Consider the following 14,403-nt stretch of genomic DNA (forward strand, 5'->3'; position numbering starts at 1 on the left):
TCTCTATTGTTTACTTGCGACCAAGTTTAGCGCTATGCTTTGTAAATAAAAACAAGACTAATAGAAAATACTGTTTAATTTGGTGAGACAATATGAATAAACTACGCCATATGAATTTATTTATGCGCATTGTGGAGGCTGGGTCGATAACTAAAGCTGCTGAGAAGCTAGGGCTCTCTAAATCGGTATTGAGTCAACACTTAAAACAATTAGAAGGTGAGTTAGCAACTACACTGTTAAAGCGCACTACACGTCGGCAATTGTTAACGCCTAGCGGTGAACGATTTTATGCCCACTGTGTGAAAATGCATCAAATTTCAGAACAAGCTTGGGATGAAGTGATGGCGCAACAAATCGAGCCAGCTGGCAAACTCACGATTACTGCCCCACATGCATTAATGGACTCCCTGGTAGTACCTGCATTAACCAAGACATTTTTAGCGCATCCAAAAGTACGTTTGTCATTGATTTGCCAAGATGAACAGTTGGATCTGATGCATCATGATATTGATTTAGCGATTCGTGTGGGTAGGAGTCAAGACAGTCGCTATAAGCAACGGCTTATTGGCCAATTTTATGATGTGTTATGCAAAGCTAAACATCATACTCCTGATTTAAGTGCTGAGACTTATATTGCGAATCATTGGCAAGGTACTCAGATAAATCATACATTTTATAAAGCTGGTGGGTCATCACAGAAGCTGCAGTTTATGGCAACACATATTACAGACAACATATACCAAACAATATCGCTTATTAGCGCTGGATTTGGCATCGGGATTGTGCCGAATATACTACTACCTCAATATACCCAGTTAGCACCGGTCTACACTGACCAGCACTTAATGGCAACAGATGTGTATACGGTGCATCCATACACAAGTGCCGTGCCTACCACAGTCAAACTTGCACAAACAGCCATTAAAACTGCTTTTGATGACTTAATGTTCAATATAACGTAATAGTTTGAGATGAAAAATGTGCGAAACATCATAGTTAGAATATACGTATTTGATGTGAGCGTTGACAAATAGATACGCGTATTTACGTTTCAAATATAGATACTCTGCTATAATGAACGCAGTTTTTAAAGGAATGATAGAGTTTTATGGTTGTGAGTAAGTGTCATGGATTGTTGCTTTTTTTTATATTAATGCTGTTTAGTGAGAATTGCGAAGCCATTGATACGGTGAGATACAACGTGTCTCATAAATTTGTTGATCCAAAGCAAACCTATTATGTTGACTTATTACGGTTGGCACTCGAAAAAAGTACGCCTGAATATGGACCATATCAATTAATTGAAAACCCCCTTGAAGATACCCCACAGGCCAGAACATTAGATCTGCTTGCTAAAGCCGATTTAATTGATGTGCATTGGAGCATGACCTCGATTAAACGAGAGCAAAAATTAGGTACCGTTTATATCCCATTGCTAAAGGGCATGATGGGGGCGCGTATTTTTATTATTCATAAAGACTTACAATCAAGGCTAAAGAAACACCAATATGCAACTGCATTGTTGGATTATCGATTCGGCAGTGGTAATGATTGGCCTGACTCAAAGGTCTATGCATTTAATAGTTTGACTGTTGAAACCGCTGGGGCGCAGAATTTATTGAAAATGTTAGAACAAAAGCGCTTTGATTTGTTTCCCAGAGCTCTGCATGAGCCTTGGTCTGAAGTGGTTGGCCACCCTAAGCTACAGATCGATAGCCGTTTTGGTTTGTGTTACCCCTCTGCGATGTATTTTTTTGTGAATAAAAATAATCATAGGCTACGCAAGCGCTTAACCGATGGGCTGCACAGGGCAATAAATGACGGCAGTTTCGATCAGCTATTTAGTCATCACCCAATCACAAAAGATGCACTCAAAAACGGTTATTTTGAAAAACGAAAAGTGTTAAAGCTACGCAACCCAAATATGAGTATTAGAACGCGCGACACTCTACACTCGGGACGTTATACGTGGCAGCCATTAGCCGAATGTGTCAAGCCCTCATTATAAGCATAACGTACACCCCTTTCGTCTTTGTGCTGCTATGACATCAGGTAACAGTGTCTTTGTTAAGTAAAGTTCATATTATTACTCTTTGTTTTTAATGGGATCTATTGTTTAATGTTTGATTGTTGTACACCATTAATTATTAAGGGCTTATTATGGAAGATATTAAGTTATATGGACATCCGCTATCTGGGCATACTCATAAAGTGTCATTGTTTTTATCAATACTTCAGCTGGAGTATGAATTTGAAATCGTTGACTTAAAGGCTAAGCAGCATCAATCAGACGCATTTTTGAAGTTAAACGCATTTGGCCAAGTACCGGTTTTGAAACATGCAGAACGCGTTATTTGTGATTCTAGCGCTATCTTAGTTTATTTGGCTAAAGTATTTGATAACTCTGGAATTTGGTACCCATCTTCCCCTGTGAAACAAGCGATGATACACAGGTTATTAGCGGTTTCATCTGGTCCGTTAGTGATGGGGCCCGCTATGCTAAGAGGCATTAATCAACTGAATAACCCCGGTGATTATGAGCAAGCGGTTGTAGTAACAACGCAGTTATATCAGGGCTTAGAGCGTTTACTTCACTCTCATGATTGGCTGGCTTGCGGTACGCCCACTATTGCAGATATTGCATTGTATAGTTATATTAAATTGGCTGAAGGCGCCTCTGATATTAATGGAAAATTCCCAAGTATACTTAATTGGCAGTCGAAAGTTGAATCTCTCCCAGGCTTTATGGCGGTCCCTTAACTCCTTATTTTAGTTCATCGTTTGCATCAATAAACCATATACCAATCAAAAGCCAACGCTGCGCACGTTAGTTGGCTTTGTTTCAGTAAACAGGTTGGCTGGTGTTTGTTTAAAGCTTGATACAAACTGCACCGCTGCACATTATTGTTGCTGTGTTACATTAACTGAGTTTGCCTTTGGAATTCGCAAATTTTGGGATCTTTGCTATACATTGAGTATTACCAATCTGTACGATAAATCATATGAATTTAACTGTTACGTGGCGAATATTTGGTGGCTTCGCGGTCGTATTGCTTTTGTCTGTTATTTTGTTTTCTGTATCTATAATGGGCATATCGAATATTGGTAAGGGAATACAAAAAGTATCGACTAAAAGTGTCCCAACTTTAATATCTGGTGCTGCACTGTCAGAAAGTGTTTTGGCAACCGAGCTGAGCTTAATACAGCTATTTGCGACAGAGCGTCGTAGTGTAGCAAATACCATTAAAGCTGATTTCGACAAACGATACGATGAAAACCAAACCAATTTACAAGCACTTGCATTACAGTTAGATAGCCTACCTGAGTTTGCAGAAATACTCTCTAAATTAGAGAAAACCAATGCAGCGCTTTACACCACGTCAATCACCAGCATCACTAACTATTTGGCCATTTTGACCCAAATTGAAAAAACCAATGAGTTGGCACAAGAGTTCGGTGATATGGGCGATGAAAGCTTAAGTTTTGCATACGATTTAGAAGGAATGGCAGAGCAAGAGGCGACCATAAACCTCTTAGCGACCTTTGTATCACTTATTGAAAGCGCGGTAGATAGTGCCAACTCAGTGCTACGCTCACAGATTGTGTTTGAGGTGCTTGGTGTACAGTCTGAATTACAAGGCAGTGTTAGCGAAATTGATGAATTATTTAATAAAATACAAATGGCAAGTGAGTTGCAAGGAAGTGATGAACTGGCATCAATGCATCAAAACCTAACGAGCTTTAAAAATGCATTAGTGGGCAGCGATAGCGCTATTAGCTCAAAAGTAAGTGTATTGAAACAACTTGGCAAAGTTAAAAAAGACTTCGGTGTTATTAAACAGCATGCTAAGGAAACCAGAGAATTAATCGCTGAGCTCAAGAAACAAATAATGACTTATACTGGCTCGATTCAATCACAGGCTGAAAGTACAGTGTCTGATAATCAATTTGTGATCACAATGTTGGCTGGGTTGATCATTGTGTTGTCTATTGCAGTGTCATTTGTAGTGACTCGTTCAATCAAAGTACCGTTAGCTATGTCAATACAACAAATTAAAACCGCAGCAACGGGCGACATGACTGTCCAGTTTGTAAAAGAGCAAGAAGATGAGTTGGGTGAGATGGCGCAAAGCATGCAGCAACTCGTAAATAGTTTGCGCGATACGTTAAATGAAATATCGGATAACTCGCAGTTGTTGGCCAGTACAGCAGAACAAACCAGTGTGATAGCTGATCAAAGCTTTAATAGTGCCAATGAACAAAGTTCACAAATGCACGCAATGAGTACGTCGATCAACGAAATGACAGAAACAGTCTCCTCTGTTGCTGCAAGTGTTCACAGCACGTTAGAAGAAGTTGAAAAAGCCAGTACTGAAGCTGAACAAGGGGAAACCGTGTTACTGAAGAACGTAGAGAGCATTTCAGCGTTGGGTAAAACTATAGAAGGCTCGGCAAACGTGATTCAGCAGCTAAATAACGATACGGTCAGTATTAGTTCGGTATTGGCTGAGATAAAAGGCATTGCAGAACAGACCAATTTATTGGCACTCAATGCTGCAATAGAAGCGGCTAGAGCTGGAGAGCAAGGACGTGGGTTTGCAGTGGTGGCTGATGAGGTGAGGTCATTGGCCAGCCGTACTCAAGAGTCAACACAAGAGATTCAGTCTGCCATTGAAAACTTGATCAGTGGTGCACAGCAGGCCGTTGAGAGTATGACCAGTTCTCAGCAAGCCTCAAGAGAATGCGTCGATGGGATCAATAGCGTGAAGAATATGTTGCAGTCTATTGTGCAAAGTATCCAAACTATCCGTGACATGAGCCAACAAATTGCAGCGGCTTCAGAGCAGCAAACTGTTGCCGCAAACACCCAGTTAGAGAGTGTAAATAGTATACGAGATATTACCAATACAACCACTGAGCAAGCCAAAGATAACCAACAAGCAAGCCTACAGTTAGCCCAAATGGCTGAAACCCAGCGTACTTTATTGACCAGATTTAAAACCTAGTAGCTGAGCAATTAGTTACTTTAATTCGGCTTATTTATTGAGAGGACCGTTATATGAAATTTAAAATTGCGAGTTTATTTATTGCGTTTTTTGCTTATTTTTTTATGGAAGTTGCGATCGCTGGGACGTGTGAAATTCAGTACACAAGAACGTCATGCCCCGGAAAGGAAAAAATAAGTTATAAAAAGTGTAAAGGTAAGCAAAGTTGCTCTAAGTTTAAAGAAGCGGCGAGTGCTGCAGAGTGTGGTGCTATGGCTGTCAAATCATGTAAAAACAAAAGACTAACGATCACTAAAAGTAAAGTGATTAATGCTATTTTTGACGGTGGAAAAATTACAGCAACGAATGGTAACGATGACTTTTGTACCGTGTATGCCAAAGCCAGTGAAGAGTTCAATAAATGTGGTGGCTAAGGTGAACTAATTTTTACGAATTCATAAATGGCCATTGATGTTGCGCTCAATGGCCATTTTTATGAATGATATAAAGCGGAAGCCGAATTGTGCGGTTTAACATTGTGGTAAATGCGTATTTTGATTCAGGTAATATGGTTTTTTAGGAAAGCGCAACCTTGGTCAAGTATCACTTCTGTTGTTTTGCGATACTTCCCACAGTTTAGGATCAGTTATTGAGTGTACAAAGTGAAGAATAGGGTAGTACCGCACCGAAGTATTCAGCGTGTTTGTGATTATATTGCACAAAACTTAGATATACCTATGAGTATTGAGCACTTAAGTGATGTAGCCGCGTTGTCGAAATATCATTTTCATCGTTTGTTTGTTGCCAACATGCATATTACAGTGAGTAAATATATTCTGTTGGCGAGATTAAAACGTGCCTCGTTTGAGCTGGCATTCGAAACAGATAAGAAAATCCTCGATATCGCGATTAAAGCAGGTTTTGATAGTGCTGAAGCGTTTACAAGGGCCTTTAAACGCACATTCAATCAAACTCCTTCGGGGTTTAGGTGTACACCGCAATGGCCACAGTGGCATGGCGTGTTTGAGTGTAATATTACGAGTATGCCTGTGGAACAGCTTGATGTTATCGTTGACGTTTTTCCGAAAACGATGATTGCTTTTATTGAGCATAAAGGTGCTGCTGAACGGGTATATGAAACGGCTGGGCAATTTGTGAATTGGAGAAAAACGACTGGGTTATCGCCTATTCGCAGCAGCAAAACATTTGGGATCCCAAATGGTGACCCAGGTTCGATGGCGTCTGAAGCATTTCGATTTAAAATATGTGGCACGGTGCTTGAGCCGGTGCCAAATAATGCGTTTGCAGTAAAAAACGCGGAGATCCCCAAAATGCGCTGTGCTAGAGTGCGCCATATTGGCAGCCATGAGACATTAGACAATACAATTAATGCCTTTTATCAGCAGTGGTTTATTGATAGAGATGAGCAGCCAGCTGAGCACCCATGCTTTTTTCAATATATCAACTTGATCCATGAAGTGGATGAATGCGATTTGTTGACCGATATTTTTTTACCACTGCGGTAAATGCATAATGGGTGCAGTGGTAAAAATGGGACGACTGAAGTTAGGCGTGACAATTATATTAGTTACCATCGACTAAAAGGTATGTAAAACCCCTTTACAAAATGGCATAGCATGAATGCGCTTGTAGTATGCGATGACGTTAGGGAACTCAGCCAGTAAGTTCAAATGTGCAGGTAAATGCATATGGTAATCTAACATAGGCAGCGCTATCGCATCCGCTAGTGAGAACTGATTGGCAACCAAATAATGATTGTTAGCCAATTGTTTATTGATATTGTGCAAAGTTTGCAAAGCGGCAGGTTGTGCAGCGGTTAATTTAGTCATATCAATTTGGTTGTTTGCACCACTGGGGTATTTTATTTCAATAATGTAGTCACTAATAAGTGCACGGAAAGCGTAAATAGATAACATACTGGACCACGCATCTATTTGCCCATAAACCTGAGGGTTACTATGAAAGATACTGGGCCCGCCAAAATGCTCAAGGTAACGTGCAATTGCGTTAGATTCAGGCAAGATATAACCCTCATCGATTAAGATTGGCACTTTTTTATAAGGATGTAGTTTTGTTAGGGAATCGCTACTGACTTCTAATGCTTTTCCCTCATGCTCAAGACTAAGTTGGTAATCTAATCCTTTGTATTTGCAAATTAACTCAATGCTTTTAACAAAAGTCGAAAACTCCGGGCCAATAATAGTGAGTGTATTCATGGTATTTCCTTTAATGGACTTGATGGTTGACCTCATAATAAAAAGCATGACAATATGTTCAAGAACATATTATTAAACTTTTGAGAAAAACATGCCTTGGGATATAAATCATAAACAGAAATCTCGTCAGCGTATTTTAGAAGCTGCCGCCAAATTATTTGTCGAGCAGGGGTTTGATGGTGTTGGCATTGATGAAGTGATGGAAAAAGCCAATATGACCCGAGGTGCTTTTTATAGCCATTTTAAATCTAAATCGCAGTTGTATCATGAAGCGATTCCTGTTGCAGGTTTAGTGGCAAAACAACAGCTAGAAGTTGGTTGTCAAAATTCATTTAAGGCGCTCAAACATAATTATTTACACCAAAGCAATGATACTCAAAAAACGCAACTGTGCCCCATTGCATTACTCATTTCTGATATTCGCCATAGAGACCCTGAGATTCGTAAAACATATGAAAAAGTATTTTCTGGTTTTGTCGATTACATAGACAGCCATATGGATGACCGAAAAGGAGCGCTTGTTCAAGCGGCGACTATGATTGGTGCAGTGGCTTTAGCGCAAACATTAACAGATGAAAGCTTAAAAGAAGAGCTGTTATCGGCATGTGAATCAGCGGCTCACAATGATATGTAACATGCTCGTTATTGTTTTTCTGAGCTCGCTTCAAGATCGAGCGAAAGCGAATAGTGAGGGTGAATAGTAACAGCTGACAGGGGTAATTTTATTGTCTTCTTGTACTAGATTCAAGATCCGGTGAGAATGAATAGCAACAGCTGACAGGAATCAATTTGATTGTCTTCTTGAACTTGATTCAGGATTTAGTGAGGGTGAATAGCAACAGTTGACAGGAACTAATTTTATTGTCTTCCTGAACTTGATTCAGGATCTAGTGAGGGGGAATAGTAGCAGCTGACAGGAATTAATTTTATTGTCTTCCTGAACTTGATTCAGGATCTAGTGAGGGGGAATAGTAGCAGCTGACAGGAATTAATTTTATTGTCTTCCTGAACTTGATTCAGGATCTAGTGAGGGGGAATAGTAGCAGCTGACAGGAATTAATTTTATTGTCTTCCTGAACTTGATTCAGGATCTGGTGAGGTTGAATAGCAACAGCTGACAGGAATTAATTTTATTGTCTTCTTGAACTTGATTCAGGATCTAGTGAGGGGGAATAGTAGCAGCTGACAGGAATTAATTTTATTGTCTTCCTAAACTAGATTCAGGATCTGATGAGGGTGAATAGTAACAGCTGACAGAGATTAATTTTATTGTCTTCTTGAACTTGATTCAGGATCTTTTGAGGGTGAATAGTAACAGCTGACAGAGATTAATTTTATTGTCTTCTTGAACTTGATTCAGGATCTTTTGAGGGTGAATAGTAACAGCTGACAAGGATTAATTTTATTGTCTTCCTGAACTTGATTCAGGATCTAGTGAGGGTGAATAGTAACAGCTGACAGGGATTAATTTTATTGTCTTCCTGAACTTGATTCAGGATTTAGTGAAAACGGAAAATACAATAATAGGCATATGACATGTTTGAATTCAGTAATGTGTGGTTAATTATTAGCAGGTGCGGATATTGCATGTCATTATCGAATCTAACATGATGAAAATACCCTATTATTTTGGCTCTTTAAAAAGTAATTATAAAACAATCAGTTAGAGTTAGTTGTTTTTTATATGGTTAAAATGGTATTTTGACCGTAACGAATTGTTGTAACTTATTTTTATGATGATAGTCTATTGTTCACTGCCGCACAGGCAGCTTAGAAAATCAATAAAAGGCTTCAGACCCACTTTTAATAGTTCACTGCCGCACAGGCAGCTTAGAAATTCAAACATGCTGTTAGACTCAACGTCCCAACGTTCACTGCCGCACAGGCAGCTTAGAAATTTAATCTAGATAGTAAAGTTGTGATGTTTTCGTTCACTGCCGCACAGGCAGCTTAGAAATGTGACTGCGCCCAATTCGTCACCAAATAATAGTTCACTGCCGCACAGGCAGCTTAGAAAAGTCGACGGCGGTGGTGGCGGCGGAACTCCTCGTTCACTGCCGCACAGGCAGCTTAGAAATTTTGTCTTTGGCCAATAGCGAAGAGCAGGATGTTCACTGCCGCACAGGCAGCTTAGAAAGCTGATAAGGCAGGGCCGCAAAATACATACAAGTTCACTGCCGCACAGGCAGCTTAGAAAGTTATCATTTTTATAATGGATTTGCTGGCTTTGTTCACTGCCGCACAGGCAGCTTAGAAAGAAATAAGCAGCGCTTCTGCTATCTTCATTGCGTTCACTGCCGCACAGGCAGCTTAGAAATTTAACGCTTTGTGATGCCGATTCTTTAACCTGTTCACTGCCGCACAGGCAGCTTAGAAAAGCTAAGAATAAATCCTTCATACCTAAGTCGAGTTCACTGCCGCACAGGCAGCTTAGAAAATTAGCACTTGTTGCACTGATGTTAACTTACTGTTCACTGCCGCACAGGCAGCTTAGAAATTTTGTGTAGTTTCCTATACCTGGAGACTTAAGTTCACTGCCGCACAGGCAGCTTAGAAAATTCTCCACTTGTCTGAACACTCAACTCTGTCGTTCACTGCCGCACAGGCAGCTTAGAAAATGCTTGAGCCGTAGCCTTTCATTGTGAAATCGTTCACTGCCGCACAGGCAGCTTAGAAATTTAGTTTTTGGTCTTTCAACTGAGCGAGCTTGTTCACTGCCGCACAGGCAGCTTAGAAATGTTATGGAAATGGAATCAAGCAATAGCAGATGTTCACTGCCGCACAGGCAGCTTAGAAAAAAAGCATCGAGTACCACGTCACCCTCTCTGCGTTCACTGCCGCACAGGCAGCTTAGAAAAAACCAATATTCTCAGGCGCAGTTTTCTCAAAGTTCACTGCCGCACAGGCAGCTTAGAAATTCTTTCTGTTTACGCTTAAAGAATGTATTTTGTTCACTGCCGCACAGGCAGCTTAGAAAATAGTTTGTTGCATTGGGACAACTTCATTGTTGTTCACTGCCGCACAGGCAGCTTAGAAAACATAGAAACCGTCAATTTCTTCAACATGTAAGTTCACTGCCGCACAGGCAGCTTAGAAATGTGCTGCTTGCATTGTATCAAGCTGTCGTTGGTTCACTGCCGCACAGGCAGCTTAGGCGATGAGTGACCGAAACGTAGTTTCGCAGCACGAAGAAGTGAGGTCATGGATGACCGATGTGACCCAGCTCCATGGATGGATTGTTTACGCTTAAGTGGCAACTTTATGGACCCTGAAGCAAGTTCAGGGCGACGAAGATGGGTGATTCGGTATATTTACTGACGCACAGGCAGCTTAGGTGTTGGAGGAGCGAAACACTTTCATCTCATAGATGGCGCGGCACTTCGATGTGAGGTCATACACACCCCGTCGTCCTGACGCAGGTCAGGATCCACAATACCGCATATGTTTCAACATGGACCCTGAAGCAAGTTCAGGGCGACGAAGGTGGGTGATCCTGTATATGGACTGCCGCACAGGCAGCTTAGAAAATCATCGGCCCAGCGGCGAATACTGCGGCCACTGTTGGAGGAGCGAAACACTTTCATCTCATAGATGGCGCGGCACTTCGATGTGAGGTCATACACACCCCGTCGTCCTGACGCAGGTCAGGATCCACAATACCGCATATGTTTCAACATGGACCCTGAAGCAAGTTCAGGGCGACGAAGATGGGTGATTCGGTATATTTACTGCCGCACAGGCAGCTTAGGTGTTGGAGGAGCGAAACACTTTCATCTCATAGATGGCGCGGCACTTCGATGTGAGGTCATACACACCCCGTCGTCCTGACGCAGGTCAGGATCCACAATACCGCATATGTTTCAACATGGACCCTGAAGCAAGTTCAGGGCGACTGAAGCAAGTTCAGGGCGACGAAGGTGGGTGATCCTGTATATGGACTGCCGCACAGGCAGCTTAGGTGATGAGTGACCGAAGCACTTTCGTTTCATAGGTGGCGCGGCACTTCGATGTGAGGTCGTACACATTCCGTCTTCCTGACGCAGGTCAGGATCCACAATACCGCATATGTTTCAACATGGACCCTGAAGCAAGTTCAGGGCGACGAAGATGGGTGATTCGGTATATTTACTGCCGCACAGGCAGCTTAGGTGTTGGAGGAGCGAAACACTTTCATCTCATAGATGGCGCGGCACTTCGATGTGAGGTCATACACACCCCGTCGTCCTGACGCAGGTCAGGATCCACAATACCGCATATGTTTCAACATGGACCCTGAAGCAAGTTCAGGGCGACGAAGGTGGGGGAAGGGCGATGAAGGTGGGTGATCCTGTATATGGACTGCCGCACAGGCAGCTTAGGTGATGAGGGGGCGAAACGTTTTCGTTTCATAGGTGGCGCAGCACTTTGATGTTAGGTCATAGACCCCGTCTTCCTGACGCAAGTCAGGATCCATTGACTCAGGGTCACATTACCGTGCAGGCCGTTTAAATGATTAACACTTAACACATCTGGCTCTTTGCAAATGAGAATACGTTAGGTCGTTGTGGCACAATATAAACTCTTTCAGCTAACAGTCTACGTAAAAAGAATTGGTTTTTGTGGTTGATTTGTTTCTGTATGTTGGTAGTTTGTATATTAAATAAAGGATATAAAAGTTGGTAATTCGCAATGGTCATTCGCAAAAGAAACATATTATTCCTATGTAATGCATTTATTCTTTCAGCATGCAGCTTTAATCAAAACCCTGAAGGCTCTTATAGCGGGGGAGACCGCGTTAATATGGCTGGTGCTGCACAACTATTGCCACCAAATAGTTTTGTGACGATTGACTTACCTCCCATGATTGCTGATATGACTCGAGCAGAGTTGGTCAAAGCGATGCATGGAGAATTGGATATAACCAACATTCAGAAAGATGACTCTGAGGTGAAGGCTCTATTAAAGCACTATGGTGATTATGATGTGTGCACAAATGAGAGTGATGTTGATGACGAAGGCTGCATTTTAGCGCGCGCAGAGCTTAATTTTGCAATCAAGGAATTTTATTCAGGTTCGGATGATGGTAAAAGACAACGGATCCGTAATACGGTACAAGATAGGATTGTTGCAGCCTCTAAACAACGCTGTAATGTATATAAAATATATATGAAACGTGTTGAATCTCGTAATAATTTTTGGCTTGGCTCGGTCACCACGTTACTCGGTGGCGCGGGGGCGATGTTCACGAGTGAAAGTGCCTCTCGTGTATTGGCTGGATTAGCTGGGGTTACAAGCGGTGTTCGGGCTGAATTTAATCAAGCGTATTTGGCAAACCAAGCGACGGAGCTCATAGCGAAAGGGATTGATTTGAAAAGGGATGAGCTGAAATCTGCAATGCAGCAAAAAAACCAACAAACACTTGATAGCTACTCATTATATGATGCGATTGGAGATGCAATTAGTTTTCATGGCGCATGTAGTATTTTAACGGGGCTCGAAGTTGCAGGTAAAGCGGTCGATAATATGCAAGATCCCGGGTTTAATGTATTGGCAAAAAACTTGTATAAAAGTAAGCATTTAGAGGAGGTGATAGAAGGTGTTAGCCCAACTGATTTTAAATACGCAGAGTTGGCTAATCAAAGTTCAGCAGCCTCGAATGAGATACTACCAAAAGATATGTTTATGCGTGTATTTGTAAATAGTTTAAGTACCGTAAAAGATGATTTTAACAACGAATTGACTAAGTTGGTTACCGATAAAAAAATGACGGCAGCTCGGCAAACCGCAATTGCACAATTACAAGATAGCCAAGGCATTTTGTGGCAAAGCAAGTTAGATACGCGACTGCAAAAACATAAAGCCAATCTAAAGGCAAAGTTTGAAAAACTTAAGAGCGCGGTTTACTTCGTGGAAGACTCAAAACCTCAAGAAGTGAAATTAGCTGAGGTTGAGCTGAAAATCGTATTGCAAACGCTAAAGTTGTTTAGCGACAGAGTACAATTCAATTTAGCGTTGTTACACAATGCAGATGTCGATTTGCAAGACGATAAAGCGCTATTAAAAATATATACTCAACTACATGATGCGATCCCTGAATCACTGTAGTGAAGATATTTTGAATTTGCTTTAAGCCTTGAGTACTCCTTGTTTTAATGAGGAAATACTCAGGGTGTAAATTACCGCAAAACATCAAATTATGTGTCGCTGATTTTCAATCTATGCTTTAACGGTCGCAGGTTTAAGAAAATAATGTATTTTGTCGTAAATCAATGTCCCTCTACTTTTATTCTGATACATTAACTTAACAATAATTTCACCAAAGTGATTTATGCAGGCTAAGGAAGAGCAGTATTTTAGGTATATTGAGGCAGTTTTGTTTTGGCACGGGGAAATTCAAACCGGTGTATTTCAAGATAAATTTAAACTTTCAAGGCCGAGTGCTAGAAGGTATTTAAATGACTTCATTGAACGTCATGATATTGCTGCGCGTTATGATGAATCAGAAAAAGCCTATGTATTGGCAACCCCCTTTACACCGAATTATATTTCTCAAGACTTTTCTGAATATGCGCATTTGATTGGTGAGCAGTATGTGCACCAACTAAGTGCCTCACCGATCAGCGCTCTGGCTTTACCTCATCGCAAACTTAACCCCACCATTATACGGCCCATTTTAAATGCTTGCCGTCGGCAAAGTGTGCTCGATATCCGCTATCAATCTATAAAAGAGAACGGAGAAACTGACCGGATTATACGCCCACACACACTGGTGAATTCGGGCCTGCGTTATCACTTAAGGGCCTATTGTGAAGACGCAAAAGGGTTTAGAGATTTTTCACTGTCTCGCATCTTAGCTGCGTGCCCTGAATTTAAATGCAAGGCACAAAAGTACAAACAGGACGATGATGCTTGGCAACGCGAAGTCATATTGACCATTATGCCAGACCCTCGGCTCAGCGAATACGCACAGCATGTTATTGCACACGACTTTGATATGCAAAGCCATAAAAAACACCTTAAAACCAACGCGGCACTTATCAATTATTTGATCAGTATTTTACGTTTAGATGTACAACACCCAAACCCTGAAGCACAGCAAATTGTGATGGAGCCCACCTGTTATAGCGAGTTAAGAGCACTAGGATTGTTATGGAATTAACGAACCTATAAAAAAATTAACTGGTCAAAAGAGCAGCATTGTG

At 41.3% G+C, this 14,403-nt stretch carries 10 protein-coding genes and 1 CRISPR repeat array; of the genes, 9 read left to right on the forward strand and 1 reads right to left on the reverse strand.

Annotation, left to right across the window (positions count from 1 at the left end):
• Positions 1–92: 92 nt before the first annotated feature.
• From PAUR_RS19540 to PAUR_RS19565, 6 genes are all read left to right on the forward strand, one after another.
• On the forward strand, positions 93–962 hold the full coding sequence (locus tag PAUR_RS19540; RefSeq protein ID WP_192509409.1) for a LysR family transcriptional regulator: 870 nt from the start codon (positions 93–95) through the stop codon (positions 960–962).
• Positions 963–1,201: 239 nt separating this feature from the next.
• Positions 1,202–2,008, forward strand: a complete 807-nt coding sequence (locus PAUR_RS19545; protein ID WP_318782638.1) for a hypothetical protein — start codon at positions 1,202–1,204, stop codon at positions 2,006–2,008.
• A gap of 152 nt (positions 2,009–2,160) precedes the next feature.
• Positions 2,161–2,760 (forward strand): glutathione S-transferase family protein, encoded by a 600-nt coding sequence (locus PAUR_RS19550; RefSeq protein ID WP_192509411.1) that lies wholly within the window; start codon positions 2,161–2,163, stop codon positions 2,758–2,760.
• A 242-nt stretch (positions 2,761–3,002) separates the two neighbouring features.
• Positions 3,003–5,006: a methyl-accepting chemotaxis protein gene (locus PAUR_RS19555; RefSeq protein WP_192509412.1), complete on the forward strand. Its 2,004-nt coding sequence runs from the start codon at positions 3,003–3,005 to the stop codon at positions 5,004–5,006.
• A gap of 53 nt (positions 5,007–5,059) precedes the next feature.
• Complete coding sequence (locus PAUR_RS19560; RefSeq protein WP_192509413.1) at positions 5,060–5,419, forward strand: hypothetical protein; 360 nt, start codon at positions 5,060–5,062, stop codon at positions 5,417–5,419.
• 228 nt (positions 5,420–5,647) lie between these two features.
• Positions 5,648–6,511 (forward strand): AraC family transcriptional regulator, encoded by an 864-nt coding sequence (locus PAUR_RS19565; protein WP_318782639.1) that lies wholly within the window; start codon positions 5,648–5,650, stop codon positions 6,509–6,511.
• Positions 6,512–6,583: 72 nt separating this feature from the next.
• On the opposite strand, the gene PAUR_RS19570 is transcribed toward PAUR_RS19565, so the two are convergent.
• Positions 6,584–7,222, reverse strand: coding sequence for a glutathione S-transferase family protein (locus PAUR_RS19570; RefSeq protein ID WP_192509414.1), 639 nt, complete (start codon positions 7,220–7,222; stop codon positions 6,584–6,586).
• Positions 7,223–7,313: 91 nt separating this feature from the next.
• On the opposite strand from PAUR_RS19570, the gene PAUR_RS19575 reads away from it, so the two are divergent.
• From PAUR_RS19575 to PAUR_RS19585, 3 genes are all read left to right on the forward strand, one after another.
• A complete protein-coding gene (locus PAUR_RS19575; protein ID WP_192509415.1) occupies positions 7,314–7,856 on the forward strand; it encodes a TetR/AcrR family transcriptional regulator in 543 nt (180 codons plus the stop codon).
• 1,115 nt (positions 7,857–8,971) lie between these two features.
• Positions 8,972–10,379: direct repeats of the CRISPR family, unit length 28 nt; unit sequence GTTCACTGCCGCACAGGCAGCTTAGAAA.
• A 1,511-nt stretch (positions 10,380–11,890) separates the two neighbouring features.
• A complete protein-coding gene (locus tag PAUR_RS19580) occupies positions 11,891–13,306 on the forward strand; it encodes a hypothetical protein (RefSeq protein WP_192509416.1) in 1,416 nt (471 codons plus the stop codon).
• A 223-nt stretch (positions 13,307–13,529) separates the two neighbouring features.
• Positions 13,530–14,360, forward strand: a complete 831-nt coding sequence (locus PAUR_RS19585) for a helix-turn-helix transcriptional regulator (protein WP_192509417.1) — start codon at positions 13,530–13,532, stop codon at positions 14,358–14,360.
• Positions 14,361–14,403: the final 43 nt, after the last annotated feature.

This window comes from Pseudoalteromonas aurantia 208, from assembly GCF_014858725.1.
In the GTDB taxonomy this organism is placed as follows: Bacteria; Pseudomonadota; Gammaproteobacteria; order Enterobacterales; family Alteromonadaceae; genus Pseudoalteromonas; species Pseudoalteromonas aurantia.